This window comes from Paenibacillus sp. 05T425, from assembly GCF_056396205.1.
In genome coordinates this window covers 355,001-380,242 of sequence record NZ_JBFTLA010000001.1, presented here as the reverse complement: position 1 = coordinate 380,242, position 25,242 = coordinate 355,001, and the positions used below count along the sequence as shown (strand labels likewise).

31 protein-coding genes and 1 pseudogene are annotated in these 25,242 nt (G+C 44.9%); 29 read left to right on the top strand and 3 right to left on the bottom strand.

Features of this window, described 5'->3' with window-relative positions:
- Positions 1-4: 4 nt before the first annotated feature.
- From AC1DF0_RS01630 to AC1DF0_RS01575, 12 genes are all read left to right on the top strand, one after another.
- Positions 5-505, top strand: a complete 501-nt coding sequence (locus AC1DF0_RS01630; RefSeq protein ID WP_477572856.1) for a hypothetical protein — start codon at positions 5-7, stop codon at positions 503-505.
- 75 nt (positions 506-580) lie between these two features.
- Positions 581-964, top strand: a complete 384-nt coding sequence (locus AC1DF0_RS01625; protein WP_477572855.1) for a DUF5071 domain-containing protein — start codon at positions 581-583, stop codon at positions 962-964.
- 40 nt (positions 965-1,004) lie between these two features.
- On the top strand, positions 1,005-1,430 hold the full coding sequence (locus AC1DF0_RS01620) for an NUDIX hydrolase (RefSeq protein ID WP_477572854.1): 426 nt from the start codon (positions 1,005-1,007) through the stop codon (positions 1,428-1,430).
- Between the two features lie 17 nt (positions 1,431-1,447).
- Positions 1,448-1,921 (top strand): GNAT family N-acetyltransferase, encoded by a 474-nt coding sequence (locus tag AC1DF0_RS01615; protein WP_477572853.1) that lies wholly within the window; start codon positions 1,448-1,450, stop codon positions 1,919-1,921.
- 47 nt (positions 1,922-1,968) lie between these two features.
- Positions 1,969-2,619, top strand: a complete 651-nt coding sequence (locus tag AC1DF0_RS01610; protein ID WP_477572852.1) for a cysteine peptidase family C39 domain-containing protein — start codon at positions 1,969-1,971, stop codon at positions 2,617-2,619.
- Positions 2,616-3,281, top strand: coding sequence for a hypothetical protein (locus AC1DF0_RS01605; RefSeq protein ID WP_477572851.1), 666 nt, complete (start codon positions 2,616-2,618; stop codon positions 3,279-3,281). The genes AC1DF0_RS01610 and AC1DF0_RS01605 overlap by 4 nt, the downstream gene beginning before the upstream one ends.
- A gap of 19 nt (positions 3,282-3,300) precedes the next feature.
- On the top strand, positions 3,301-3,780 hold the full coding sequence (locus AC1DF0_RS01600; protein ID WP_477572850.1) for an arsenate reductase/protein-tyrosine-phosphatase family protein: 480 nt from the start codon (positions 3,301-3,303) through the stop codon (positions 3,778-3,780).
- Positions 3,781-4,047: 267 nt separating this feature from the next.
- Positions 4,048-4,512 carry a VOC family protein gene (locus AC1DF0_RS01595; RefSeq protein WP_477572849.1) on the top strand — a complete coding sequence of 155 codons (465 nt, stop codon included), beginning with the start codon at positions 4,048-4,050 and terminating at the stop codon, positions 4,510-4,512.
- A gap of 17 nt (positions 4,513-4,529) precedes the next feature.
- Positions 4,530-5,015 carry an NUDIX hydrolase gene (locus AC1DF0_RS01590; protein ID WP_477572848.1) on the top strand — a complete coding sequence of 162 codons (486 nt, stop codon included), beginning with the start codon at positions 4,530-4,532 and terminating at the stop codon, positions 5,013-5,015.
- Positions 5,016-5,031: 16 nt separating this feature from the next.
- Positions 5,032-5,511: a DinB family protein gene (locus AC1DF0_RS01585; RefSeq protein WP_477572847.1), complete on the top strand. Its 480-nt coding sequence runs from the start codon at positions 5,032-5,034 to the stop codon at positions 5,509-5,511.
- A 352-nt stretch (positions 5,512-5,863) separates the two neighbouring features.
- Positions 5,864-6,262, top strand: coding sequence for a hypothetical protein (locus tag AC1DF0_RS01580; RefSeq protein ID WP_477572846.1), 399 nt, complete (start codon positions 5,864-5,866; stop codon positions 6,260-6,262).
- Between the two features lie 103 nt (positions 6,263-6,365).
- Entirely contained in the window at positions 6,366-7,025 is a 660-nt protein-coding gene (locus AC1DF0_RS01575) for an SGNH/GDSL hydrolase family protein (RefSeq protein WP_442052760.1), read from the top strand.
- A gap of 111 nt (positions 7,026-7,136) precedes the next feature.
- Here the strand turns inward: AC1DF0_RS01575 and AC1DF0_RS01570 are convergent, their stop codons facing one another.
- Entirely contained in the window at positions 7,137-7,790 is a 654-nt protein-coding gene (locus AC1DF0_RS01570; RefSeq protein WP_442052761.1) for a suppressor of fused domain protein, read from the bottom strand.
- 315 nt (positions 7,791-8,105) lie between these two features.
- Between AC1DF0_RS01570 and AC1DF0_RS01565 the strand changes: the two genes are divergently transcribed.
- From AC1DF0_RS01565 to AC1DF0_RS01535, 7 genes and pseudogenes are all read left to right on the top strand, one after another.
- Complete coding sequence (locus tag AC1DF0_RS01565; protein ID WP_442052762.1) at positions 8,106-8,741, top strand: histidine phosphatase family protein; 636 nt, start codon at positions 8,106-8,108, stop codon at positions 8,739-8,741.
- Positions 8,742-8,779: 38 nt separating this feature from the next.
- Complete coding sequence (locus AC1DF0_RS01560; RefSeq protein WP_442052763.1) at positions 8,780-9,304, top strand: DinB family protein; 525 nt, start codon at positions 8,780-8,782, stop codon at positions 9,302-9,304.
- Complete coding sequence (locus AC1DF0_RS01555) at positions 9,288-9,827, top strand: YcxB family protein (RefSeq protein WP_442052764.1); 540 nt, start codon at positions 9,288-9,290, stop codon at positions 9,825-9,827. The genes AC1DF0_RS01560 and AC1DF0_RS01555 overlap by 17 nt, the downstream gene beginning before the upstream one ends.
- A 47-nt stretch (positions 9,828-9,874) precedes the next feature.
- A complete protein-coding gene (locus AC1DF0_RS01550; RefSeq protein WP_477572845.1) occupies positions 9,875-10,327 on the top strand; it encodes a hypothetical protein in 453 nt (150 codons plus the stop codon).
- Between the two features lie 30 nt (positions 10,328-10,357).
- On the top strand, positions 10,358-10,816 hold the full coding sequence (locus AC1DF0_RS01545; RefSeq protein WP_477572844.1) for a DUF5412 family protein: 459 nt from the start codon (positions 10,358-10,360) through the stop codon (positions 10,814-10,816).
- Positions 10,817-10,906: 90 nt separating this feature from the next.
- Positions 10,907-11,467 carry a DEAD/DEAH box helicase family protein gene (locus AC1DF0_RS01540; protein WP_442052766.1) on the top strand — a complete coding sequence of 187 codons (561 nt, stop codon included), beginning with the start codon at positions 10,907-10,909 and terminating at the stop codon, positions 11,465-11,467.
- Between the two features lie 25 nt (positions 11,468-11,492).
- Positions 11,493-12,136, top strand: a pseudogene (locus AC1DF0_RS01535) (pyridoxamine 5'-phosphate oxidase family protein).
- Between the two features lie 68 nt (positions 12,137-12,204).
- Here the strand turns inward: AC1DF0_RS01535 and AC1DF0_RS01530 are convergent.
- Both AC1DF0_RS01530 and AC1DF0_RS01525 read right to left on the bottom strand, forming a co-directional pair.
- The gene (locus AC1DF0_RS01530) at positions 12,205-12,978 is read right to left on the bottom strand and encodes a VWA domain-containing protein (RefSeq protein WP_477572843.1); all 774 of its coding nucleotides are present in this window, start codon (positions 12,976-12,978) and stop codon (positions 12,205-12,207) included.
- Positions 12,979-13,331: 353 nt separating this feature from the next.
- On the bottom strand, positions 13,332-14,291 hold the full coding sequence (locus AC1DF0_RS01525) for a helix-turn-helix domain-containing protein (RefSeq protein ID WP_477572842.1): 960 nt from the start codon (positions 14,289-14,291) through the stop codon (positions 13,332-13,334).
- Positions 14,292-14,370: 79 nt separating this feature from the next.
- On the opposite strand from AC1DF0_RS01525, the gene AC1DF0_RS01520 reads away from it, so the two are divergent.
- The 10 genes from AC1DF0_RS01520 to rocF all read left to right on the top strand — a co-directional run bounded on the left by AC1DF0_RS01520 (position 14,371) and on the right by rocF (position 25,206).
- Positions 14,371-15,429, top strand: a complete 1,059-nt coding sequence (locus AC1DF0_RS01520) for a Gfo/Idh/MocA family protein (RefSeq protein WP_442052769.1) — start codon at positions 14,371-14,373, stop codon at positions 15,427-15,429.
- Positions 15,426-16,283 (top strand): sugar phosphate isomerase/epimerase family protein, encoded by an 858-nt coding sequence (locus tag AC1DF0_RS01515; RefSeq protein ID WP_477572841.1) that lies wholly within the window; start codon positions 15,426-15,428, stop codon positions 16,281-16,283. The genes AC1DF0_RS01520 and AC1DF0_RS01515 overlap by 4 nt, the downstream gene beginning before the upstream one ends.
- 27 nt (positions 16,284-16,310) lie before the next feature.
- Positions 16,311-17,201, top strand: coding sequence for a sugar phosphate isomerase/epimerase family protein (locus tag AC1DF0_RS01510; RefSeq protein WP_477572840.1), 891 nt, complete (start codon positions 16,311-16,313; stop codon positions 17,199-17,201).
- Positions 17,202-17,363: 162 nt separating this feature from the next.
- Positions 17,364-19,088: a methyl-accepting chemotaxis protein gene (locus AC1DF0_RS01505; protein WP_477572839.1), complete on the top strand. Its 1,725-nt coding sequence runs from the start codon at positions 17,364-17,366 to the stop codon at positions 19,086-19,088.
- A 183-nt stretch (positions 19,089-19,271) separates the two neighbouring features.
- The gene (locus AC1DF0_RS01500; RefSeq protein WP_477572838.1) at positions 19,272-20,204 is read left to right on the top strand and encodes a manganese-dependent inorganic pyrophosphatase; all 933 of its coding nucleotides are present in this window, start codon (positions 19,272-19,274) and stop codon (positions 20,202-20,204) included.
- A gap of 103 nt (positions 20,205-20,307) precedes the next feature.
- Entirely contained in the window at positions 20,308-20,616 is a 309-nt protein-coding gene (locus AC1DF0_RS01495) for a DUF6509 family protein (protein ID WP_477573122.1), read from the top strand.
- A gap of 150 nt (positions 20,617-20,766) precedes the next feature.
- Positions 20,767-21,771 carry a phosphotransferase family protein gene (locus AC1DF0_RS01490; protein ID WP_477572837.1) on the top strand — a complete coding sequence of 335 codons (1,005 nt, stop codon included), beginning with the start codon at positions 20,767-20,769 and terminating at the stop codon, positions 21,769-21,771.
- A 194-nt stretch (positions 21,772-21,965) separates the two neighbouring features.
- A complete protein-coding gene (locus AC1DF0_RS01485) occupies positions 21,966-22,460 on the top strand; it encodes an SRPBCC family protein (RefSeq protein WP_442052774.1) in 495 nt (164 codons plus the stop codon).
- 605 nt (positions 22,461-23,065) lie between these two features.
- Positions 23,066-24,295, top strand: a complete 1,230-nt coding sequence (locus tag AC1DF0_RS01480; RefSeq protein ID WP_477572836.1) for an ornithine--oxo-acid transaminase — start codon at positions 23,066-23,068, stop codon at positions 24,293-24,295.
- Positions 24,292-25,206, top strand: a complete 915-nt coding sequence (gene rocF / locus AC1DF0_RS01475; protein WP_442052172.1) for an arginase — start codon at positions 24,292-24,294, stop codon at positions 25,204-25,206. Before AC1DF0_RS01480 ends, rocF begins: the two co-directional genes overlap by 4 nt.
- Positions 25,207-25,242 lie beyond the last annotated feature (36 nt).

The following is a 25,242-nucleotide window of genomic DNA, read 5'->3' as shown; positions in this document are numbered from 1 at the left end:
CGGCATGGAAAATAATATAACTTATTATTCTGCACTTAGAGTCTGCTTTAGATTATATGGACTTTATTTATTAATTACAGGTTTACTTAGTTGTCTAGCAGTATTACCAAATATCTTTTCTGAATTTGAGTATAATACGATATTTTTATTGAGTACGGGCGAAGATGCATTATATGATCTTTCAACTTTATTGATGGGACTGGTTCTGCTCTCTAATGCTACTAAAATAACTTTATTAATAATTAATAAAGAAAAACAAATATCAATAAATGCTGAAGAGCTATCAAATATAGTCGAAATTCTGTTAAGGTTTATTATTGCTATAATCATGATTCAATTTCTAGCCTCAATGTTTGTTGCGATTGCTATGTTTGTAATTTTAGGGCTTCGTTATTCATTTGATATCGAAGATTCTTCAAGAATATTACTTCCTTTTATCTTTTTAATTCTCTTGTATTTTATGTTTAGAAACGCAGAAAAGTTTTCTAGAAGAATTACGAAGTAATTAAGTAGGTATAACTTAGTAGTCATACCTCAATGAGTGGTAAACACTACATAAAAAAAGTGGTGATATCTTGATATGAATCCAAGTGAATTAATTCCTCAGCACAAACACGATCACGAAAGAGTGAGTATTCTTAGAACTCTGGAGTTAGGAGAAATTAAACCGATTCTTCCCGATCTGCTTGTTTGGCTGCAAGATGCCAATTGGCCAATTGCTCAGGGTGTTGAGGATATTGTGATTAATTTTCAACATGAATTAATTCCTTATGAGAGAGAAATTTTTCAAACCAATGATGGAACATGGAAATACTTCTTACTACATGGACTTATTAAAAGGCTCCCTGCTGAAGTATTAATTCTTTTGAAGCCGGATTTGGAAAGAATGAAAAGCACGCCAACACCTGATGAAGAGTATGAAGAACTAGAAGATATTTTAACTGAATTGTTATTAAGGATTTGAAGTTATATTAGTGACATATGAACATTAGGGAGAGACTCTTATGAACCCACCTAAGCATATTGTTTCTGCAGCAGCCATTGTAATAAATGAAAAAAACGAATTGTTACTTATTAAAGGTCCAAGAAGAGGCTGGGAGATGCCTGGCGGTCAGGTTGAAGAAAGAGAATCCTTAAGCCATGCAGCCATAAGAGAAACGAAAGAGGAGTCCGGAATCGATATAGAGATTATTAAATTCTGCGGAATCTTTCAGAACGTAGGGAATTCAGTTTGCAACGCACTGTTTTTAGCGAGGCCTGTAGGCGGACAACTAATAAGATCGGAAGAGAGCTTGGATTCAGGCTTTTTTCCAATAGAAGAAGCACTGGAGAAGGTTACTTGGAAAGATTTTAGACAAAGAATTGAATACTGTTTGAGACCTGAAATGCAACCGTTTTGTATTGAATTTCATGACGATAACAATATTTGAGCGTAAGGGGTAATCAAATGGATATTACGTTATTCAAATCAGGTCTTAAGGAAGCGTCGGTAATTCACGAAATGCAAATCAAGACATTCAAACCTTTATTAAATAAATATCAAGATTATGATACCAGTCCTGCTAATGAATCTTTGGAACGAATTATTGATCGATTAAAGCAATCGTTCACGGACTATTACATTATAAAAAGCTCAAATCTATCCGTAGGTGCAATTAGGATCGTAAGAAAAGAGAATCAAACCTACCGCGTCAGCCCAATCTTTATTTTGCCTGAATATCAAGGGAAAGGAATTGCTCAAAAGGTATTTTCGATTATCGAAGAAACTTATAACGATGCGAGGCTTTGGGAGCTGGATACAATATTACAAGAGCAGGGCAATTGTTATCTCTATGAAAAGTTAGGTTATCAAAAGACCGGAGAACTAAAACAAATTAACGACAAAATGACGATTGTGTTTTATGAAAAAAGCTTGATGTAGCTGCTCTTAGTCGATATTCATGTCATTAAGATTTCGTAGGAGGTACAATGGGAATTGTTCCTAACTGGCTGCTAATCATCGTATTTATTTTCGTTCTGCTATCATATTTTTATAAATTACCAAAGAGAGATAAGATAAATTTAAGCGATATACCTAGTTCATATTGTATTCAAACTGTAAATAGTATGGATATCCAGCAAAACAATGAATGTGCTGCATTTTCATCTGCATTTGTTTTGAGACATTTTGGGAATGAAGCAGATGGTAACGAGCTTTATAGGAAGTATCCTCGAAAGTTGCTTGATGGAACAGTCAGCCCTAGGGGCATCACCGTATTTTTCAAAAAACTTGGTTTTGATGTGTCTTATTATTCTGGTAATGCAAATACGTTAAAGAAGCAAATAGCTCAAGGTATACCGGTTATTGTGTTCATAAAGGTTTTTCCTGATAAAAGGTATTTACACTTTGTTCCGGTTGTAGGTTATGACGATAATTTTTTTTATATGGCAGACTCATTAAAACACACTATAAACTGCGACGAAATGCACTACAACCGAAAAATACTGATTAGCGATTTAGAAGATGTATGGAAAACCTGGATGCCTTTTTGCAAGAACTCGTACATCGTAATACACCAAAAACAATCCGGTATGACGATGAGTCAAGAACAGAATAAGAAGGTGAGTCCAAATAGATGATTTCATTTCTGTTATCGATTTTGTTATATTCATCTCCCAAAACTGTATTTTCCAATGAGGAGATTGCTCAATTCGAAGAATTAGCTTTAACCATTAATGAGGGGCGTTTGATTAATGATCAGTTACCATTTCAAAAGTCTCGATTTTTAATGTATTTATCTTTGAAAGGTAACTATGTTTTTCATGGCTCTAACAATCATAATATTGAATGCTTCGAACCCCGCGAACAAACTCTATATAACGGTAAAATGACGAATGCCGTTTTTGCATCCACAGACCCGATTTGGTCCATTTTTTACGCAATATTCAATCGAAGCCGGTTAATCGGAAGCTTTAGGAATGGCTGTATTGTTGGCCGAAGCAAGAAATATCATTTTTATTCCATAAATGAATCCACCATGAAGAACAAGCCTTGGACAGAAGGGATGGTATACATCCTTCCAAAAGATAAATTCGTAACGTCAGGCCATGGGAAAATTCAATTTGATGAATGGATCTGTCATGAACCAGTTGTGCCAGCCGGTAAGCTGAAAGTTTCAATGGGAGATTTCCATTATCGGAATAGAATAGCAACACATAAAGATAAAGAATCATTGTTAAAGACATGGATATTTTATAAGGCTAGAGCCTCTCGGAGTCCTGAACACACAACGACATTATAAGAAGATCGAAGCAAGAAACGTGAAAGGGTTGATTCGTGTCAAAATTTTGTTCTTATGCACAGATAATTTTACTCGCAGTGTGATAGCTGAGTTTTGCGCTAAAAGTTATTTGAAGCAGAACAATATTACTGATGTTTTTATTGCTTCTTCAGGAATAAGAGCTAGCAGTGATATCAGTAAGTACTCAAATCTTCATTTTCAAATTATGAAGGACATGGGTATAGATACATCAGAGTTTAAGAGAACTCAGTTCAGCGAAGATTCATTTATTAACTATGAGTACATCATCGGGATGAGCGATTTACATAAGGAGTATGTAAGGGAAGAGTACAACAAGGAAATTTATCTGTTCAATGAAATTTATAATGGGCGAAATACTCCTGTAAACATTGGAGTTCCGGATAGCGTAGATTTTGAGGATAAGATGAAAGAACTAATTCTTTATTTTTATAATGCGATACCAGTATTATTGAACAATTTAAATAAGTTAAGAGCATGAGGAGATCTTCGTACAGCAATAAAGGTAGCCGATCTGGAAAGATTAATAAAGATAGAACAATACCATTACCAACATTTACAGGTAGTGGTATATTTGTATTGTCTGGCAGAACTGGTGTTCTATCATTAAAAGTATAGGAGCTGAGTATTGGGAAGCCCGATTTCTAAGATAACTTTTCTACAATGATTTGATAGATCACAACCTCATTTGGCATCTTACTAATAAAGTAAGTAAAAATTTAAACCATAAGACCAAGGAGTGATTTCAGTGGATCGTGATTTATCTTTTTCTCGTATCGGATATGTATATGTACCTACAACAAGAATCGATGAATCCATTGCATGGTACACGGAGAATTTGGATTTTAAGTTAATACAGAAGTTTCAGGACCGAGGTTCCTATTTAGCCGTTTTACATCATCCTCATTTGAATTCAATAGCTTTATTACTAATTGAAACCATAGATAAACAACCAATGGAAATAAAAAGGAATGGAAACTCATTTCCGATAATGGCACTAAACTGCCCGGATATTGAAAGAACCCATAAGTTGTTAAAGAACAAAGGAATTAACGTTGAAGATTTACATACCCTTGGAGCTGGAGAAGCCAAATATTTTTATTTTAGAGATAATGAAGGCAACCTATTAGAAGCTGCTTGGTCGATATGGGATCCACAAGATGAATATAAAGAAGAATTTGTAGACAAAGGAAATTATAAGATAAAAGATTAACTGAGAGGTTGATTATTATGTTTTATGTGAATACAAGAGCAATCATTGAACGACATATTGATGGCCATATAGAAATAGTAGTTCAAAATAGAGTAAAACCGAATGAGCCAGTAACAATTGAACTTCCAGGTGGGCGAATTGAACCATTCGAATCATTAATACAAGCTTTGAGAAGAGAAGTGAAAGAAGAAACCGGCTTGGATCTTTCTGAAATTGAGGGCGAAGAATTAAGAATCGTTACTGAAGGAAATTACTTTGAGGTAGAATGTGTTAAACCTTTTGTAGCATTTCAAACTGTAAAAGGTCCGGTAGATTCACTTGGTTATTATTTCAGATGTAAAGCAACCGGAGAATTGCTGGAATCAGGAGACGAAACAGCAGGCATTAGGTGGATCAAGCTAAGAGATTTAGTAGAGATGTTGGAAGATAACCCTCTACAATTTTCAGATATAGATCGAGCCGGTATTCAATATTATATAAACCAAATAACTCTTAATGAATAGTTAAGGAGGCTGCAGCATGTTGAAGCTATTCGAGTATAACTGGCAAGTCCGCCATGATTGGTTCAAATGGTGCGAAACGGTGAGTGAAGAAGAACTGCTGAAGAAACGTACAGGCGGCATAGGATATATCCTTCCTACACTGTATCACATTGTTGCGGTCGAGTACGGCTGGATCTGCGGTGGAATACAAGAAAAAGGGATTGAAATTCCACCGTTCGAGAAATTGGCCAGTGTGCAGCATATTATAGATTTCTCTGAACGTTGCCACGCGGAAGTTGCTCCATTTGTCTATGCTTGGAATGACAGCATGGAAGACCGAATTATGATTGATATCACGGATGAAGGGGAACGTGAGGCCCATAAATACGGCGAAGTCATGCGGCATGTGATCGCCCACGAAATCCATCACATCGGCCAATTATCTATATGGTCACGGGAAATCGGAAAGCAACCAGTTACTGCAAACCTTATTGGCAGAGGGTTATTTTTAGCTTAGGAGGAGAGTACCCTGGAATATATCTTTCCAATCCTGATTGTATTGGCTTTTCTTTTTACGCTTGTAAGAATTGAAATTAATACAAAGAAAAAACTGGATAACGATGAAAGAATTATTGAGCGTCTTGATTTGATTATAAAGGAACTCAAACAAACAAGAATTAGTGGAGATTGATATCGAGTAATTTAGTGAAACGTTAGACTCCTGATAACATCATGGATGGTGATATATTATTTTCCAAAGACATTATGCTAATCGATTCTTAAATACTCTTTATCTTCTCTTTATTCATATTAGAAAAGATCCTGAAGACCCGTCACACTTAGGAATTCTCACATCAATAAGAACGGTGATGCTTGCTAAAGTTGAGTTCAATAGAAAGTTTATTCGAGATCTCATTCAGCAATTGGAAAGTCTCGATCAAAGCTATAATAAAACAGCTATTATTAAGGCACTAACGAAATTCTCTCTTTCTCCTAATAAGTTTTCTATTAGCAGAGTTTCAGCAAGTTGTCCTGTATTAATTGAAATTATTAGTAAATTGATAGTAAAGCTAGAAGCTTATGAATATGAAAAGGCTAGAACGATGGCAAGTTCGGTGCATAATTATCCTGGATTTATAACCAAACGATACAAAATAAGTTCGGAAGATTTTTTAAAAGAACATATTAATTATTATACAAGAGTACATGGTGAAGAGTTCTTGAAAGATAAGCATGAATTATTTATAAATTTTTATCCCTACAACTAATTCGTATGTGTATCATGGAAAGAGAGTGGCCTGAAGTAAGGTTGCGACTTGACGGATGTATAGGGCAAAATTATCGGCAAACCAAAAGGAGGCATTTATAACGATGTTATTACAACCAAAATCAAAGCTCGTTATGATTGGAGATTCGATTACGGATTGCGACCGGGCTAGACCGCGAGGGGAAGGGCTATTTGGAGCCATCGGGAAAGGCTATGTATCACTTGTTGATGCGCTGCTGACGGCGGCTTATCCGGAGTTTGGGATCCGTGTTGTGAATATGGGGACGGGCGGCAATACGGTGCGTGATTTGAATGAGCGTTGGCAGACGGACGTATTGGATTTAAAACCGGACTGGCTGTCGATTATGATCGGTATCAATGATGTGTGGCGTCAATACGATCTGCCTGCGCAGACTGAGCAGCATGTCTATATTGATGAATATGAAGACACGCTTGAACAATTGGTCTCTAGCACGAGATCACAACTACAAGGGCTTGTATTAATGACTCCTTTCTACATCGAGCCGAACGAGGCAGATGCGATGCGCAGCACAATGGATCAGTACGGTAAGGTTGTCAAAAAGATTGCAGATAAGTATGATGCTCATTTCGTCGATACGCAGGCGGCATTTAACCAAGTGCTAACCCATATTTATCCGGGAACACTTGCTTGGGATCGCGTGCATCCGAACATGGCGGGACATGCTGTGATCGCGCGTGCTTTCCTAAAGGCGATCGGTTACGACTATAACCGTACTCTATAAGAAGGTTAAATGAAGTTTTTTATATAATGGGAAGGCAGCGGCGGTCAGGGATATTTATTAACTAGTCCATGACTACCGCTGTTGTGATAAAGGGGATCGTCTAAATGAGTTCTAGAAGAGACCAAAAACTTTTTTACAAGTATTCTTGCGGTTTAGATTAACGACATCGTCCGTAGCTGCTTTTATTAGCTTCCCAAACAAAGCCTCCATGCCATGTTTCAGCTTGTAGTCCATTTCCTCTTGGTAGATTGGGATCAATGTGAAGAAGTGTACGACTTTTTCATTGGATATATCCAAATTGAAAAAACCTTGTTTATCTTCAACGTCTGGTACTGCAAGCAGCATACCTTGGAATTTCGAGTCTTCGCTGTATGGTTTTGTTGGATTACCGTTCGTGAGTGTATGCCCCAAGTATAGCCAAGTGTTATGTTCATGCGGGAATTTTGCAAGTGTTTTGAGCGCGCGAATAGGCCAGAAATTGCGTTCATCTTTAAAGGCTTCGTCCGATATTTTCCAAGTTGGCGGCAAGCAGATCATAAGCTCGGAATAACGGAATTCCTCCGCCCCATCAGGAACAGTCATAGGCAATTCGCTCATCCCATAAGTCACCAGTGTATAATAATTCCGTTTCGAAGTAGGGGCCGCTACTATAACATCAATCGATACCAAATCCGATACGATTTCCCGAAAAACACCTTCAATTGGGCCGATATATTTTTCAACATGGTTACACAATATTTCATAGTTTTCTGTAGAACGAACCATAAGAATACCTCTACATTCAATATCATACTTATATGCTAAGTTTCGACAATTTAATTAATAATCCTTCCTTATTATAGAAAACAGTATGAAGGAGTGTTTAGGGTGAAAGATGCTTTATATTCAAAGGAAAACTGATGCCTGTGTTGCTCTACAGCACCAATCACATACATAAATTACATGATCATTTGAAAGAAATTGAGGTAGAAATAACTTTTTATCAAGATGAAGGATTTGGATGGGTTCTAAAATTCATTGATCTTAATGGGAACATGTGGTAGTCATTCAAATTACTAATTCCATGAAAGAGGCAAATAGATGAACGAAGTAACCACTATATATCTTACTAGACATGGTCAAACGGAGTGGAATATTCAACATAGATTTCAAGGACACAATGACTCCCCCCTCACTGAACTAGGAATTCAACAAGCCAAATGGTTAGGGGAGTCCCTTATTAATGACAGAATAGACGTAATCTTCTCGAGTTCAAGTCCAAGAGCTGTTAGGACGGCCGAGTTAATAGCTGATGAAAGAGAAGTACATATTCATACTAGCGATGAACTTAAAGAGATAAGCTTAGGGATATGGGAAGGCATTACCCAAGAAGAAGCAAAGAGCGTAGACCCCTTGCAATATAATAATTTTTGGGACGACCCTGAAGCCTTTAAAGTGCAGGATAGTGAAACGTTTTCTGATGTTTCTAGGCGTTCGGTAAATCTGCTACATGACATTATAAAAGAATATTCGGGCAAGTCCATACTCATTGTAACTCACACTGTCGTAGTTAAACTCATCATGGCGTATTTTGAGAATCGAGCATTAAACAATCTGTGGAAGCCGCCATATATTCATCCAACCTGTTTAAGTAAAATTGAAATCCATAAAGATAAACATTCAATTATTCTTCATGGTGATGTTACGCATCTTAAAGATGCGTTGATTGAGAGTTGAATAGAGTACTAACTCGCATTAGAGGAGGAAGAGTAAGGATGCTTTACGACTTACAAGGAGAAGCGGGTATGGCACCTATTGTAGGGATGTTATATTCTGCAGTTAAAGAGAATAACCAACGGCTACAATTAATCACTGACGGCATGGAGCAAGATGAAATCGATTACAAGGGACCATATAACAATTTTAATTGTACAGCTCAATTAATCAAACATATTATGTATGTTGATCTGAACTGGGTTTATAGAATAAAGGGACAACCGCTTCCTCCGTCATTAAGAGAGCTATATGGCCCTATGATAGATGAAAATAATAGGCTTCCGATGGTCAATGGGGTGTCATTGAACACACTTATGTCAAATTATGAAGCTGTGATAAAAATGTTAAAGGAATCATGTGAACAAATAACAGACGCTGATCTTGGTAATCTTGTAACTTTCGGACATGAAAATGAAAAGCGAGCAACTATACGTTGGGGGCTGTGGCATATGGCTGATCATAGCCGTTACCATCAAGCTCATATTAACCAGCTTAGAAGGTGGTATAGTGAAAGAGACCGATAGGGAAAATGTAGAAGGAGCTAGAGTTATGGAGAGTATTAACTTCACGTATGGAAATCATTTTAGCCGTGTTGCTAATTTAATCTTATTCAATTCAATAAAGTATAGAATCATCCTGTCGTTAGAATTATTATTGTTTATTTGCTGTTTTTTGATTGCGTTGTGGTCCGACGCCAATACCCTACTTTACATATCATTTGGCGTGTTGGCAGCGATGCTGTTGAATGTCGTTTCCCAGGTTGTAATCATACCTAACAAGATGGCAAAGGATCCGAAGTTTAATCAGCAAATTGAGATGAGTTTTGATTCGGAGAGCATTGAGTTGAGAGTGGCAGAAGCTGCTTCTAAAGTGAAATGGAATTACTTTGAGAAGGTATGGGAAAATAACGATTACTACTTATTATTTCACAATAAAAAACAGTACTGGATCATACCAAAGGGGTCTATTAAAGATAGTGAGCAACATGATCTTTTGAGGAATCACATCGCGAAGAACCATGAAATTCGTTCTGGGATTATTCGCTGAAAGAATTAGTGTTCTCAAGAAATCATAGAAGGAGGGAATGAGGAGCGTTGATCAATAGAAAATCGATAGGTGGCTTTGATTTTATTTTGTTTTCTATTGGAAAGAGCTCAAGTTTGCATTTCGCATTTGCAGACATAGAAACAGATCATTATCCTTCAATTTCGTTCATCGTTCATGTAATTGATCACTCGTTTAGAGGATCAATAGATATATGGATAGAAAAGGATATCTTACAGGAGTTTTATGATGATCTTAAACAAATGATAATGACTAGGGAAGGTAGATTGAACTTAACATCTATGAGTCCTGAAGAACTAGAACTATCAATAATCAGTGAGAATAAAAAACAATTCTATATTAACTACTCAATAAAGAAAACTCGACCTGCCAATAATAAATTGTTGAATGAAACCTTATTGAGCGGATCATTTGAATATGATTCAGAATATTTATACGAATTGGAACAGGATATACGAAACATAATGAAATTATTTAAATGACAAATGTAAAACGGATATAAGGAGACGTATATGATCCAATCTGAGGATTGGTTTTCTGAAAAAGAAGCTGGAATTCAAAGGAAAGGAGGCGTAGCACGAGCAATCGTTATCGCTACAACTTCTATCCTTTTGATTTCGGGAATTGGTTTGTATCTAGTATTTGAGTTTGTATCTAACTCGGTCACAGGGAGCTCTGGATTATGTCGTAACCAGGTAATTACAAGGGAAGCCCAACCTGATGGCAAGTATGAGTTTGTTGTATTTAAAAGAGACTGTGGCGCTACAACTGCCTATAGCTATCAATTGTCAGTAAAAGAGAAAGATGAAGAATTGCAAAATACTAAAGGAAATATCTTTATTTCAAATCAAGAGTTTCAAGCAAAATGGATTAGTAGTGACAAGATTCGAATCAGTGGCCCTACATATGAAATTTTTAAACAAGAAAGAAACTATAAAGGAATTAACATTGTGTATTCTGATACTCCATGAAGGTGGGGACTACAATGACGGTAAAACAAACCATAAGCATTAGTGGACTGCCTTTTAGATCTATGAATTTTTGAAAGGAGGACTATTACCATGAAACTAGTGATTATATTCGGGCCGCAAGCGGTTGGTAAAATGACGGTAGGACAAGAGTTGGCCAAACGAACAGATTTGAAATTATTTCATAATCATATGACGATAGAGCTCGTTTCTCCGTTCTTCAGTTACGGGAGTCAGACTGGCAAACGGTTAGTTGGTCTTTTTCGAGAAGAGATTTTCAAGGAAGTAGCGGTTAGTGATTTGGAAGGCTTGATTTTTACATACGTATGGGGCTTAGATATTCCCGCTGACTGGGAGTATATTGAGAACGTGAGCCGTATATTTGAATCTAAAGGCGGATCTGTGTGTTTAGTTGAGCTTGAAGCAGACGTTGAAGTAAGGCTGGAGCGCAATAAAAGTGAAAATCGCTTATTGCACAAGCCTACTAAACAAAACGTTGAACGATCAGAACAGGATCTGTTAAAAACGATGGAATTGCATAGATTGAATTCGCATCCAGGAGAATTTGATGATCGCAATTACATGAAAATCAATAACACCAATCTTACTCCGGAAACGGTTGCTCAAATGATAGTTGAAAGATTTGGATTATAAAGAATGGAGTAATGAGATGGAGAAAATGAAATCCGTATTTAACAATCAAATAACGTCGATAGATGAACTAGAATCAATGCGTTCTGAGATTGGTTACCCGGGTACGCTTGCCTCTAATAAAGTCATCCATGCTTTGGATTCTAATAGTATAGAGTTTATTAAAAAGTCCTCTTTCATCGTGTTAGCAACATCTAATCATGAAGGCTTATGCGATGCTTCGCCAAGAGGAGATGCGCCTGGTTTTGTGCATGTGTTGATGAGAAACATCTATTCATCCCAGAACGACCGGGAAATAAGCGGATGGATTCCATACAAAATATTTTACAAAATCCCCACATCGGGATCATTTTTATGATTCCAGGTATGGAAGAGACGTTCCGAATAAACGGCAAAGCTTGCGTTACTCGAGATCCGGCATTACTAAGTGAGACGGCTGTGAATGGAAAACTTCCGATAATGGGGATCGGAATTGAAATCGAAGATTGTTATATCCACTGCGCCAAAGCATTTAAACGTTCAGGATTATGGACCCCGGACAGCAGGCTGCCAACGAGCGAGTTGCCATCTGCTTCAAAAATAATTGCTGCACATGTTAGAGATAAAATGGCAGTAACAGAAGAGCAAGTTAAGGATTCGTTAGAGGAGACTTATACGAAGCGTTTGTATTAACAATATAACCATAAACAAATCCCCTCGGTCGACTGTCGACCACAAGGGGATTTGTTCGTTTATTGTGATTACTGAATGAGTAGCTTGCTGCGCGCCTCGTTAATCCATGAAGGGAATTCACCGAGTAGCTTGTCGTACAGCTCGTCGTCGTTCATGCGGTCCAAGCTTCTGACGCTGAAGAAGTTGGCGTTGTCGATGAAGCGGCCCGACAGGTTGTCGAGCTTGTCCAGGAAAGCGAACCTCTCATTGCCGACGCCGACGAATTGGAAGAAGAGTCCGAGCTCGGAGGCAAGTCGTATCATTTCTTCGGTGTCGGCATCATCGAAGCAGTTGCCGTCCGTTACGAAGATGACATAGACCGGCACCTGATTGCGATAGGCCGATGCGTCGATCGTGTAGTTCTGCTTGCCGCCGAGGCCGAAGAAGGAGCCGGTCTTGCCGCTCTTGCGGAGCGCCTTCGGGAAGTAGAAGTCAATGATGCGGCGAATGACGCCCGCATAGTTCGTGCCCGGTTCTAGCGGGTACTTGCGAATAATCTCGCGGTCTACAAATTCGTAGAAATTGCTTTTGGCAATCTCGCCTGCAGCATGGTCACGAACGCCGAATAGGAATACATCGGCTGCCTGATTGTCGTCGAAGTTCATCGCTAGTCCAAGCGTCCGCTCGCAGGTGCGCTGCACGACGCCTTTGCGGAACAGATCGCTCATCGAGCCTGAGATGTCGAGCGCTAGCGCCACGCGGGCACGAACGCCGTTTAATCCTTTTTTGGTAAGAGAGATGGTAGCTTTCTTGGATAGGTCGATCAGACTTTCTTCTGCGCGTTTCCTTAGATCGATACTCATATGTGTCCTCCCTTGGAACGATTATGGTTCATCGTTACAGTACTACGGACAAACGATGATAGGGATGCAACAAATATGGAAAATACAGCATACAAAGGAGAAGAAGTTGGAGTAGGGGAGCAGATAGTGAGGGAGGTTCGCTGATTGGTGAGGCTAATCTCACTAAATGGGGCTGTTTCAAGTTAATCTCTCAAAATAGTGAGCCAAACCTCATTCGCCGTGAAGCTAGGTTCATGGGGAATGAGGTTTAACTCACTAATAGGCGAGCTAGACGCGAAAGCAGGGGGAAATAGTGAGGATGGGCTCATAGCTAGTGAGATCAGCCTCACTAGTTATGCCCGCAACAAGACCTGCTAGTTGCGTCGAAGCGAAGAAGGAGATACCTTCTTGTTGCGCTTGAACGTGCGGCTGAAGTAGTAGATATCGCTGAAGCCGGTCGCTGCCGCAATCTCGGAGACGGTTAGCGACGTATGGCGCAGCAGATGGTCGGCCTGGTTCAACCGAGTTGCGGTCACGTATTCGGTGACCGTCTTGCCGCTAAGCTCCTTGAATAAGCGGCTGAAGTGATAGCGGCTGAGACCCGCCATAGCCGAGAGCTGCTCAACGGTCAGCGCTTCCTGGTAATTGTCATCGATGTAGCTGAAGATCGGAGCGAATCGCTCGATGTTCTTCAAGCGCTCATCGGATTCGTTCTCGGTCAGCACCGTGGCGACATGGCTGCGCAGCAGCAACGTCAGCAGCCGGTACAGCTCGGACTTGATCGCCAGCTCATACCCGAATTCGCGATGCTCAAGCTCATGGATGATCGCAAGCATGCAAGCTGAAGCAAGCTTGTCGCCGCGGATATGGTTATGCAGCAGAAGCCTGTTCTGCAGCATTGGAGTGATGAACTTGGTTTCAGCGTCGTCGACGGATTGGCTGTGCAGCAGAGAGACATCGGCGATGAGAGCATAGTAGAACAAATGGTCAGACATGCTGATTCCGGAGTGCAGTTCATTGCTGTTGACGACAATGAGGTCGCCTTCGGCAGCGTGAATGGCCGTCCCGCCGCACTCAATAATTGCCTCGCCCGATACAAAATATAGAAACTCCAAATGCTCATGCCAATGGCTCGAAAACAGCGTTTCGCCGTTTTCGTTGAACGTCGTTCGATGCACCTTGATTGGAAAATGGGGGTTCGGCATGTCCATAGGCTCTCGCAGCGATTCGAAAAGATCCGTCAAGGTTTCATTCCACTCCCTCATGATTATGTAGATAATGCCTGCTGTCATATCGGCAGCACGATTGTACAAAAAAACCGCACACACTTGCATTGGTGATCTGCTATTTTTTCATTATAATACGAAATTATAAGCTAGTCATACTACACAACAATTAGAGGAGAGATTGGCAATGAAAGCGGTCAAAATTGGAGTTATCGGAACAGGTTCTATCTCATCATGTCATCTTCAATCTTATCAAAATAATCCAAACGCCGAGCTTTACGCGGTATGTGATCTGAACGAGGAGCGCGCACAGAAGGCTGCCGACAAATACGGCGCTTCCAAAGTGTACACGGACTATCGCGAGCTGCTTGCTGATCCTGCGATTGAAGCGGTCAGCATCTGTACGTGGAACAACACGCATGCGGAGATCAGCATCGCCGCGCTTAACGCCGGCAAGCATGTGCTCGTTGAGAAGCCGCTCTGCCGCACGGTGGAAGACGCGCTTCTTGTCCAGGAGGCGGTTGCTTCATCCGGCAAGCTGCTGCAGGTCGGCTTCGTCCGCCGCTACGACTCCAATGCGCAACTGCTGCGCTCGATGGTCGATAAAGGCGAGTTCGGCGAGCTGTATTACGCGAAAGCGACAACAATCAGACGTCTTGGCAACCCAGGCGGCTGGTTCGCCGACAAGGAACGCTCCGGCGGCGGTCCGCTGATCGACATCGGCGTCCATGTCATCGACCTTTGCTGGTACATGATGGGCAGACCGAAAGCTGTATCTGTCAGCGCCAATACGTATAGGAAGCTGGGCAACCGCTCCAACGTGAAAAACCTGAGCTTCTACAAAGCGGCTGACTATGATCCGACGCAAAACTCGGTGGAGGATCTCGCGAATGCGCTTATCCGCTTCGAGAACGGCGCTTCGCTGCTTGTTGATGTCAGCTTCACGCTTCATGCGAAAGATAATGAAGGCGCAGTTAAGCTGTATGGCGACAAAGGCGGTTTCGAGATCGATCCGGAGATGGTGATCGTTACGGAGAAAGACGATACGATTCTGAATATTTATCCGCAAACCGATCACAAAGGATTCAATTTCGATACCGCATTCCAAAACGAAATCAATCATTTCATCGATTGCGTGCAGCAAGGTAAAACCCCGATCAGCCCGGTGGAAGACGGCGTTGAAATTATGAAAATTTTGTGCGGCATCTACGAATCCGCAGCAAAAGGTGCGGAGGTTCGTCTATGAAGTTAGGAATTAGCACGTATAGTTTGTACCAAGCGCTGGGCTCCGGTGCGATGTCGGTCACAGACGTGATCGATTATGTCGCCGATCTGGGAGCGGAGCATGTCGAGATCGTCCCTCTTGGCTTCGATCTGACGAATAACCCAGAGCTGGTCGATACGATCCGCAATCATGCGGAGAGTCGCGGCATTGAGCTTTCCAACTACGCGATCGGCGCGAACTTCGCCGATCTAGACGACGAGGCATTCGCTGCCGAGGTGGAGCGCGTGAAGCGCGAGGTGGATATCGCGGCTGCCCTCGGCGTGAAGCGGATGCGTCATGATGTCGCTTCGTCGCCCGACATTTCGATCGGACATTTCCTGCAGCAGCTTCCTCGTCTAACGGAAGCTTGCCGCCAAGTTGCCGACTATGCATTACAATACGGCATCACAACAAGCGTAGAGAATCATGGTTACTTCATTCAACATAGCGACCGAGTGAAGGCGCTCGTGCAAGCGGTTGACCGTCCGAACTTCAAGACGACGCTTGATGTCGGCAACTTCCTATGCGTGGACGAGAATCCCGTTGTAGCGGTAGCGAGCAATATCGGTCTCGCATCGATGCTGCACGTGAAGGACTTCTATTACCGTCCCGCGTCTTACTCGGCGAGAGACGGCTGGTTCGGCACGTCCGGCGGCAATTGGCTGCGCGGCGCTATCTCCGGTCACGGCGATATTGATATTCCGGGGGCGCTACGCAAAGTGAAGGAAGCCGGTTATGATGGTTATATATCGATTGAGTTCGAGGGTATGGAAGAGTGCCGTCTTGGCACAAGACTTGGCTTCGAATATGTGAAGCGTATATGGAATGAGCAATAATCCAATGAATAGCGAGGAGGAATCTTAATGGCTGCACCAATTATGACGAATAAAATTGGCGTTATCGTCGACAGCTTCCAGCTTGGCGTTAAGGAGGGCTTGCTTAAGGCGAAGCAGGTGGGAGCAGACGGCGTGCAAATGTATGCCGTATCTGGCGAGCTTGATCCTGCTAATCTATCTCCAGCTGCAAGACGTGAATGGCGTGCTTATATCGATTCGCTTGGCCTAGATGTATCGGCATTAGTCGGTGATCTTGGCGGCCACGGCTTCCAAGATCCGGCGGCGAATCCGGCGAAGATCGAGAAGTCGAAGCGCATTATGGAGCTGGCGCTGGAGCTCGGTACGAACATCGTAACCACTCATATCGGCATCGTACCCGATGATACGAACAGCCGCATCTACGAAACGATGCATAAGGCTTGCGTAGAGCTAAGCGAATATGCCAATAGCATGAACAGCCACTTCGCTATTGAGACAGGTCCTGAGACGTCTGCACATCTGAAGTCGTTCCTTGACAGTCTTGGTTCGAGAGGCGTTGCGGTCAACTTCGATCCAGCCAACATGGTCATGGTGACCGGAGACGATCCGGTTCAGGGCGTCTATACGCTTAAAGATTATATCGTGCATACGCATGCGAAGGACGGCGTGAAGCTAGGAGATATCGATCCGCGCGATGTGTATGGGCAATTCGGCTACGAGAAGGAGCTCAATCACGAAGAGATCGCGAATATGGCCGAGTCGGGCTCTTCATTCCGCGAAGTTCCGCTCGGAGAGGGCGGAGTGAATTGGGACGGTTATTTGAAGGCGCTGCATGACATTGGATTTGGCGGCTATCTGACGATCGAACGTGAGGTTGGCACGAATCCGGAAGCCGACATTAGCAAGGCTGTACAATTCCTTAAGCGCTACAGAGGATAATCAGAGTTTGTTCGAAAAAAGATATTCGGTTGGCTTTCAATTGAGGAGCTGATTGAGTATCTTTTTTTTGCGCAAATCCTTTTGGAAAGAACGATAGCGTAAATGCCGTTGAATCTTGTAAAATAGTGTCAAACAGATGAAAGAATGAACGGGGGATCTTTGTTGAATCGGTTATTAACGAGAATGGTCTTATTCTTCTCAAGCTTGATCGTGTTAGCGGGCGCAATACTAGGTTATACGATTTATGGGTCGGCTTCGGGATTAGTAGAAAATTCGTTAGGCGCACAGGCGCAGCTCGTAGCCGAGAGTGCGGCCCGTCTTGTCGATCCAGACGCTTATGCCGCCCTTAGTGCCGAGACGGGCGAAACGGATTATTATTTAGAGCTTCGCGAGAAGCTGAATGCGCTTAGAGAGACGAACGGACTTAAATATTTGTATACGCTCGCACAAACAGAGGGAGAGAACGGAGACAGGACGTATTATTATGTCGTCGATGGCGCACCGATGGATGTAGCGGAGGATGACTTCTCGCCGCTCGGCGAGCCGGAGGAGAATCATTATCCGGGTATGGTAAAGGCGTTCGCCGAAGGCAAGACGCAGGTTGGAGAACTGACGAACGATGAGGAATACGGCGCTACGATTACCGCTTATGTGCCGCTCTTGGCGAAGGACGGTACGATGCTCGGCATTGTAGGAGCCGACTTCGATGCCACGAACGTCTATGCGCTTATGGCCGACAATCGTCGGACGACCATCCTGGTGACGATCGGCATTATCGTTGCCGGCATTTTGCTCGTCGTCGTACTGGCCAGCTATTTGACAAGGCCGCTTATTCAATTGACTTCACATGTGGCTAAGGTAAGAGAAGGGGATATGACGGTAGAAATCCCTGTGAATCGCAAGGATGAGATCGGACATCTGGCAAGCACCTTCCAGCAGCTCGTCACGAATACGCGTACCGTCATTCAAAGTATGCGAGACAGCTCGGAGCGGCTGCTGTCTGTCTCGGAGGACGTATCCAGCCATGCTCGCAGCACGGAGGAAGCAAGCCGCCTTATTTCGGCCAGCATCCATGAGGCGTCTGGCGGGGCCGACATTCAGGTTGTTCGCGCCGCCGATATGACCAAGGCTGTAGAGAGCATGACGCACAGCATGCTTCGCATTACGGAATCGTCGCAGGTCGTGGCGGACGTGGCCAGCGAGACGATGAAGCAGACGACGCGCGGCGGCGAATTAATCGTCGACGTGACGGAAGAGATGACTGAGCTGCATCAGTCTGCGACGAAGATGCTTGCCGCGACGAAGCATCTCGAGAGCCGATCAGGTGAGATCGGCGAGATTACTTCGGTCATGGCCGACATCGCGGCGCAGACGAACCTGCTCGCCTTGAATGCGGCGATTGAGGCTGCCCACGCGGGAGAGAACGGACGGGGCTTCGCCGTTGTCGCAGAGCAAGTGCGCAAGCTTGCGAATCAATCGCAGGATTTCGCAACGCAGATATCGGTAATGATCAGCGATATTCTTGAGCAGACGACAAGCCTGTCGTCGGATATGGAGTCGAACGCGGCTCGCGTCGAGACGGGGCTTCAGCTTGTGAAGGACGCAGGCGATGCATTCCGCTTCATCGTGGACGGACTGGAGACGGTGAACGAGCAGCTCCAGGAAGTGTCCGCCGCTTCGGAGGAAGTATCTGCGGAATCGCAGGAAGTGGCGGCCTCCGTCGAAGAGATGGAGCGCATCTCCCGTCAATCGGCGGAGCACTTCGGAGGCATTGCCGACAATTCCGGCAACCAGATCGTATCGATGGAGGAGGTTCGTTCATCCTCGGAATCGATGCGGGCGTTATCCGCTGAATTGACATCGCTTAACAAACGTTTTAGGGTGTAATTAAGGCGATCGGTCCTCCGTATCGGGTTTGGATTGTTATTTTTCGGTCATAATTCTGTGTATAAGTATAGGAATAAGATGGACTTAGCGGTATAATGTTGGTTAAATGCAGATCAGTTCGGGTAATGCCTCTCAGTATGGGGCATCAGCCCGGCCTAATATAATGATTAAGGAGTATTCGAAATGACTAAAACGCTTATTTTCGGGCACAAAAACCCAGACACTGACACAATCACTTCGGCGATCGCCTACGCGGAACTGAAAGCAAAATTGGGTAAAGACGTTGAAGCTGTTCGCCTTGGCGAAGTTAACGGCGAAACGCAATACGCGCTGAACTACTTCGGTATCGAAGCACCGCGTCTTGTCGAGAACGTGGCTGACGAAGCGAAAGAAGTTATCTTGGTCGATCATAACGAGCGCCAACAAAGCGCGAATGACATTGATAAAGTACATGTCGTAGAAGTTATCGATCACCACCGCATCGCTAACTTTGAGACAAGCGCACCGCTTTACTTCCGCGCTGAGCCTGTTGGCTGCACAGCTACAATCCTTAACAAATTGTATAAAGAGAACGGCGTAGCGATCCGCAAGGAAATCGCAGGCCTGATGCTTTCTGCTATCGTATCGGACTCCCTGTTGTTCAAGTCGCCGACTTGCACGGACGAGGACGTTGCAGCCGCTAACGAATTGGCGGCAATCGCTGGCGTTGACCCGCAAGTATACGGTCTTGCTATGTTGAAAGCCGGCGCTGACCTGAGCGACAAGTCGGTAGCGCAATTGATTTCCCTCGATGCGAAAGAATTCGCAATGGGCAGCTACAAAGTGGAGATCGCGCAAGTGAACGCGGTTGACGTGAACGACGTGCTTTCGAAACAAGCAGAAGTAGAAGCGGCTTTGTACGACATTATCGCGTCCAAAGGTCTTGACCTGTTCGTGTTCGTCGTTACGGACATCCTTAACAACGATTCCGTAGCGCTTGCGCTCGGCAATAAAGCCGGTGCGGTTGAGAAAGCTTATAATGTTACGCTTGCAGATAACAAAGCTGTACTTAAAGGCGTAGTATCCCGCAAATCGCAAATCGTTCCTGTGCTGACAGAAACGCTTAGCAACCTGTAATCGTTTCGTATTATTAGCGGCAGTCCGATGCTTGCTTCGCAAGCATTGAACTGCCTTTCTTTCTTGATGTATACACACCTAGGAGTGGATGAGAGTGGAAGAGATGTTCGAGGTAACGGAATATAGCATGGAGCTGTTGAAGGATCCGTTCGGTATTTTGACCGGGCAGCGCTATGAGTTCGTGCTTGATTTAAATATTGACGAAGAAGACGAGCTGTATTCGGCAGAGGGTATCAGTCTTCGCGTGATCTACGTAGTCGATGGCGAGCAGTCGCGTATTGCGAAATACGAGTTTTTGAAGCGGACGTCGAATCAATATTTGGACTTCGAATTGGAAGAGGACGAGCATGCTTGGGTGGAAGCTTACTGCAAAGAATGCTTAGAAAATCCAGGAGTAGAGCAACAGCAATAAGAGAATATAACGAGGACGTTTCATTCGTTAGCCTTCGGGCGGCTGATGGGGCGTTTTTTTGTGCTTTTTGGAAGGAATCCCTCTGGCATTGGAGAATGAGTCAAGTAGCGCTAGTTAAGGTACGAGCAGCAGACGATGGAGCAGGCAGCCATGCGCAACTTTGAGCGAGGCAGGAGAGAGATCGCTATGGATAACGGAATGAAGCATAAGGTAACGAACGAACAATTGTCGCGCTTGATAGAGAGAACCTTCGGCGTTAACACTTTGCAAGTGGAGGAGCTATCGGACGGCTGGGCCAATACGGCTTACAGGATTGAGCTGTCGAACGGGAAAGCGGTTATTATGAAGGTTGCGCCGCTAGCAAGCGTGAAGATGATGAGCTATGAGAAGGGCTTAATGAAGACGGAAGTCGAGACCTTAAGACGGATGAAGGAGCTTGGCGGCATCCCGGTGCCTGACGTGCTAGCTTATGGCGTGGATGACGACATTGTTGGCAGTGATTTTTTTGTCATGGAGAAGCTGGAGGGCACAACTTATAACAAGCTGAAGGAAAGCATGTCCGAGGCGGAGCGTTATGGGATTGAGTTCGAGCTTGGACAATATAATCGGCGGATTAATGAGTTGACGGGCGAATGGTTCGGTTTATATGCGGACGATCAGGAGGGCGAGAGACAGAATCGCTCTTGGCGGGAAACGTTCCATAAGCTGATCCTGGACGTGCTGGAGGACGGGCGTGCTGCGGGATTTGCGTTGCCTATCGCTTATGAGGTGATCGAACAAGAAATCGCTGCCCGTTTGGATTGTCTGGATGAGGTGACCGTGCCGCGTCTGGTCCACTGGGATCTATGGTCTGGCAATGTGTTCGTTCAGGATGGACGAATTACCGGTATTATCGATTTCGAACGGGCGTTATGGGGCGACCCGCTGATGGAGGTTTACTTTGGCCGCCTCAATCTATCTGAAGCTTTCCTGAAAGGGTATGGAAAGGACGGACTGACGGATGCCGAGAACAGCCGGAGAGCCCTGTACAGCCTATATTTGGACCTCATTCTAACCATCGAATGCGCTTACCGACTTTATGAAGACAACGGTCATGTGGAGTGGACGAGGAACAACTTCGAGCAGGGCTGGGAGCAATTTTTGAAGTCAACGTAGCGGTAGAGCTTGAACTTAGGAAAGCATAGCGTACCCAATAAAACCTATAAAAATAATAAATACGATTTGACTTGTAATGAGCGTGATGAAAGCTTTCTTGCTTTTCAAATGAAATGACTCCCTTTGTTGTTTGGTCGTATTCCTTAACTTATTATGGCATTAAGCTATCATTACGTGAAGAGGAGAGATGTTGCATGTTAGCTGTCGTACAGAAAGCGGAAGCGGGTTACATGGCTAGATTCGAGCGTTACTGGACGCATTCCACGGAGGAGGTATGGTCCTGGCTGACGGACAACGATAAGCTGCCCATATGGTTCTCTGAGCTGCGGGTGGATGAACTTCGCGAAGGCGGAGTAATCAAGTTCGATATGCAGGACGGAACTTTCGAAGACATGGTCATTACGGAGCTCCGGACTGGCTCTGTGCTGGAGTATACGTGGGATACAGACCGCGTCCGATTCGAGCTTTATGAAGATGGCGTTGGCGGGTGCAAGTTGGTTTTTACCGAGATCATAAAGACGATTACGAGCCATACGCCGCGAGATATTGCAGGTTGGGACGTTTGTCTGGATGTCATCGGTATGCTGCTGGAGGGTGAAAGAGATCTCGTAACGCCCGAATTCCGCAAAGGGAAATGGGAAGGCCGGTATGAGCAATACGTCCGCATATTCGCTGATCTTACGAATTGATGCGTTGAGGGGCTTATAGGGAGCGGGCTGAGCTGGGCTTGCTGTTTGTAAGTTCCTTTTTTTGTTGCTACTCATTTGCACACATCCCCTTCCGTTATTAGCGCAATAACGGCATTTAGTCGAACTAATTGGGGACGCTTAGCTGAAAGTCGTTGTTTAACGACATTTCATCAAACTAATCAGGCCTTTTTCCACCATGCAGCCAATATCGCCTCAATAGCGGCCTAAAATCGAACTAAAAGAGGGGTTTCTACTGAAACCTACGATTTAGTGGCCCAAACTGCCGTTATTGCGGAGTCTTTGTGGAAGGGGCAGTGCTGAAACGCGAGGGAAGTGGAGTTTTGCTCATTTGTAAACGAATAGGCGCATAAAATGTCACTACAGAGCCGCTATTGATCCCTGTTCAAGCAATCATGGAATGGCTGGGCAATCCTAGGTGAATGCTTATAAAGTGGGTTTGTTTGGCAAACCAAGCTTATGCTTACGAAGTGTGTTTGCCCCGGCAAACACTAAGCTTATGCTTACGAAGTGTGTTTGCTACGCAAACACTAAGCTTATGCTTACGATGTGTGTTTGCCCCAGCAAACACTTAAGGAGAGTGGGAGATGAACAGGGCACATAATGGGATTGAACTGGCAGAGCGCTACGGAGCCCGCAATTATCACCCTTTACCGATTGTCATCAGCAGCGCCGAAGGCGTGTGGGTGCAGGATACGAGCGGCGCGCGTTACTTGGATATGCTTAGTGCCTACTCTGCTCTGAACCAAGGCCATCGCCATCCGCGGATCATTGCGGCTCTGAAGGAGCAAGCCGATAAAGTGACGATCACTTCAAGGGCGTTCCATAACGAAACGCTCGGTTTATTTTATGAGAAGCTTGCCGCTTATACGGGCAAGGAGCGTATTTTGCCGATGAACACAGGTGCAGAAGCTGTGGAAACGGCGGTGAAGGCGGCTAGACGCTACGCCTATGATGTGAGGGGGATTGCCGACTCGAAGGCGGAAATTATCGTGTTCGAAGGCAACTTCCACGGCAGGACGCTGACGGCAACCTCTTTCTCGTCAACGCCGGAGTACCAGCGAGCGTTCGGGCCGTTCACCCCCGGCTTCCGCATCATTCCTTACGGCGACCCGGATGCGCTGGCCGCTGCCGTAGGCGAGAATACGGCGGCTGTGCTCATCGAGCCGATCCAAGGTGAGGCGGGGATTCGAATCCCGCCGAACGGTTTCCTGCGGCATGCCGCGAGGTTATGCGCGGAGCATGGCGCGTTGCTGATCGCCGACGAGATCCAGACGGGCTTCGGCAGAACCGGTCAACGGTTCGCCTGCGACTGGGAGCAAGTTGTGCCGGATATTTATGTGCTCGGCAAAGCGCTCGGCGGCGGCGTGACGCCAATCTCTGCAATCGCTGCGGATGCGGCGATTATGGATGTGTTCGAGCCTGGCTCGCATGGCTCGACGTTCGGCGGCAATCCGCTCAGCTGCGCTGTCGCGACCGCGGCAATCGCCGTCATCGAGGAGGAGAAGCTTGCTGAACGTTCCGCCGAGCTAGGCGACTACATGCTGCAGAAGCTGAGCAGCCTGTCCCACCCGGACATTAAGGATATTAGAGGGCGGGGGCTGTTCATAGGCATCGAGCTTCACACATCCGCGCGTCCCTATTGCGAGAAGCTGATGCAGCTGGGCTTGTTATGCAAGGAAACGCATGACTCGGTTATTCGCCTTGCTCCGCCGCTCATCATTACCGAAGCGGAGCTCGATTATGCGATCGAAAGATTGAGATCCGTATTCGGAAACGATTCTCGATCCGAAGCGGGAGGTGACGAAGCGTCATGACGCTGTCCCGCGTTGCCATTATTAAAGTTCCGTTCGATCTAGGCGCTGGCACGAGAGGGGCATCGTTCGGCCCTGATTGTCTGCTGCAGGAAGCGGGACTAACCGAGAAGCTGAATTCGCTCTCGATTCCGTATGAAATCGCCGCAGAGGTCGTCGCGAGCATGGTGTCGGATGCATTCGACCCGGCTCAGCTGCCGCCTAATATGAAGCACACGGCTGAAGTATATGCGATGAGCGACAGCCTTGCGGGGCAGGTGTCGGCCGTGGTCGCAAGCGGCGCGTTCCCTTTAGTGCTTGGGGGCGATCATAGTATCGCGATCGGCACCATTGCCGGACTCGCCGAGCATTACGCCAATATGGGCGTCATCTGGTTCGATGCCCACTCGGACATGAACACGGAGCATACGAGTCCGTCGGGCAATATCCACGGGATGTCGCTTGGCATCAGCTTAGGGAGAGGGTTCGATCCGCTTACGAAGCTTAGGGGCATCTGTCCGAAAATAAAACCGGAGCATGTCGCGATCGTCGGGGCCAGATCGCTTGATCCGGACGAGAAGCAGTTCATACGGTCGCTTGGCATTGCATGTTACACGATGCACGATATTGACCGGATGGGCATTGCCAGAGTCATGGATGAAGTCATCCGCCGCATGCAGCGCGAGACGGACGGCGTGCATATCAGCTTCGACATCGACAGCGTAGATCCGCGGGAAGCGCCCGGAACGGGTACTCCGGTCAAGGGGGGCTTAAGCTACCGGGAAGCGCATCTGGCGATGGAGCTTCTGTACCAGGCAGGGATCGCAACATCGGCCGAGCTGGTCGAGGTGAATCCGAGCCTTGATCAAGGGCTCAAAACAGCAACGCTTGCAGTAGAATTAATCGGATCTTTACTCGGTGATCAGATTTTGTAAGATGATTAGATTCTGTCCAGCAAGGGGGAAATGCTG

Excerpts from the sequence above, each read along its gene's own strand:
- AC1DF0_RS01630 (WP_477572856.1), top strand. The coding sequence starts at position 5 with ATGGAAAATAATATAACTTATTATTCTGCACTTAGAGTCTGCTTTAGA.
- AC1DF0_RS01625 (WP_477572855.1), top strand. The coding sequence starts at position 581 with ATGAATCCAAGTGAATTAATTCCTCAGCACAAACACGATCACGAAAGA.
- AC1DF0_RS01620 (WP_477572854.1), top strand. The coding sequence starts at position 1,005 with ATGAACCCACCTAAGCATATTGTTTCTGCAGCAGCCATTGTAATAAAT.
- AC1DF0_RS01615 (WP_477572853.1), top strand. The coding sequence starts at position 1,448 with ATGGATATTACGTTATTCAAATCAGGTCTTAAGGAAGCGTCGGTAATT.
- AC1DF0_RS01610 (WP_477572852.1), top strand. The coding sequence starts at position 1,969 with ATGGGAATTGTTCCTAACTGGCTGCTAATCATCGTATTTATTTTCGTT.
- AC1DF0_RS01605 (WP_477572851.1), top strand. The coding sequence starts at position 2,616 with ATGATTTCATTTCTGTTATCGATTTTGTTATATTCATCTCCCAAAACT.
- AC1DF0_RS01590 (WP_477572848.1), top strand. The coding sequence starts at position 4,530 with ATGTTTTATGTGAATACAAGAGCAATCATTGAACGACATATTGATGGC.
- AC1DF0_RS01585 (WP_477572847.1), top strand. The coding sequence starts at position 5,032 with ATGTTGAAGCTATTCGAGTATAACTGGCAAGTCCGCCATGATTGGTTC.
- AC1DF0_RS01580 (WP_477572846.1), top strand. The coding sequence starts at position 5,864 with ATGCTTGCTAAAGTTGAGTTCAATAGAAAGTTTATTCGAGATCTCATT.
- AC1DF0_RS01575 (WP_442052760.1), top strand. The coding sequence starts at position 6,366 with ATGTTATTACAACCAAAATCAAAGCTCGTTATGATTGGAGATTCGATT.
- AC1DF0_RS01570 (WP_442052761.1), bottom strand. The coding sequence starts at position 7,790 with ATGGTTCGTTCTACAGAAAACTATGAAATATTGTGTAACCATGTTGAA.
- AC1DF0_RS01565 (WP_442052762.1), top strand. The coding sequence starts at position 8,106 with ATGAACGAAGTAACCACTATATATCTTACTAGACATGGTCAAACGGAG.
- AC1DF0_RS01560 (WP_442052763.1), top strand. The coding sequence starts at position 8,780 with ATGCTTTACGACTTACAAGGAGAAGCGGGTATGGCACCTATTGTAGGG.
- AC1DF0_RS01545 (WP_477572844.1), top strand. The coding sequence starts at position 10,358 with ATGATCCAATCTGAGGATTGGTTTTCTGAAAAAGAAGCTGGAATTCAA.
- AC1DF0_RS01540 (WP_442052766.1), top strand. The coding sequence starts at position 10,907 with ATGAAACTAGTGATTATATTCGGGCCGCAAGCGGTTGGTAAAATGACG.
- AC1DF0_RS01530 (WP_477572843.1), bottom strand. The coding sequence starts at position 12,978 with ATGAGTATCGATCTAAGGAAACGCGCAGAAGAAAGTCTGATCGACCTA.
- AC1DF0_RS01525 (WP_477572842.1), bottom strand. The coding sequence starts at position 14,291 with ATGCAAGTGTGTGCGGTTTTTTTGTACAATCGTGCTGCCGATATGACA.
- AC1DF0_RS01520 (WP_442052769.1), top strand. The coding sequence starts at position 14,371 with ATGAAAGCGGTCAAAATTGGAGTTATCGGAACAGGTTCTATCTCATCA.
- AC1DF0_RS01515 (WP_477572841.1), top strand. The coding sequence starts at position 15,426 with ATGAAGTTAGGAATTAGCACGTATAGTTTGTACCAAGCGCTGGGCTCC.
- AC1DF0_RS01510 (WP_477572840.1), top strand. The coding sequence starts at position 16,311 with ATGGCTGCACCAATTATGACGAATAAAATTGGCGTTATCGTCGACAGC.
- AC1DF0_RS01500 (WP_477572838.1), top strand. The coding sequence starts at position 19,272 with ATGACTAAAACGCTTATTTTCGGGCACAAAAACCCAGACACTGACACA.
- AC1DF0_RS01495 (WP_477573122.1), top strand. The coding sequence starts at position 20,308 with ATGTTCGAGGTAACGGAATATAGCATGGAGCTGTTGAAGGATCCGTTC.
- AC1DF0_RS01490 (WP_477572837.1), top strand. The coding sequence starts at position 20,767 with ATGCGCAACTTTGAGCGAGGCAGGAGAGAGATCGCTATGGATAACGGA.
- AC1DF0_RS01485 (WP_442052774.1), top strand. The coding sequence starts at position 21,966 with ATGTTAGCTGTCGTACAGAAAGCGGAAGCGGGTTACATGGCTAGATTC.
- AC1DF0_RS01480 (WP_477572836.1), top strand. The coding sequence starts at position 23,066 with ATGAACAGGGCACATAATGGGATTGAACTGGCAGAGCGCTACGGAGCC.
- rocF (WP_442052172.1), top strand. The coding sequence starts at position 24,292 with ATGACGCTGTCCCGCGTTGCCATTATTAAAGTTCCGTTCGATCTAGGC.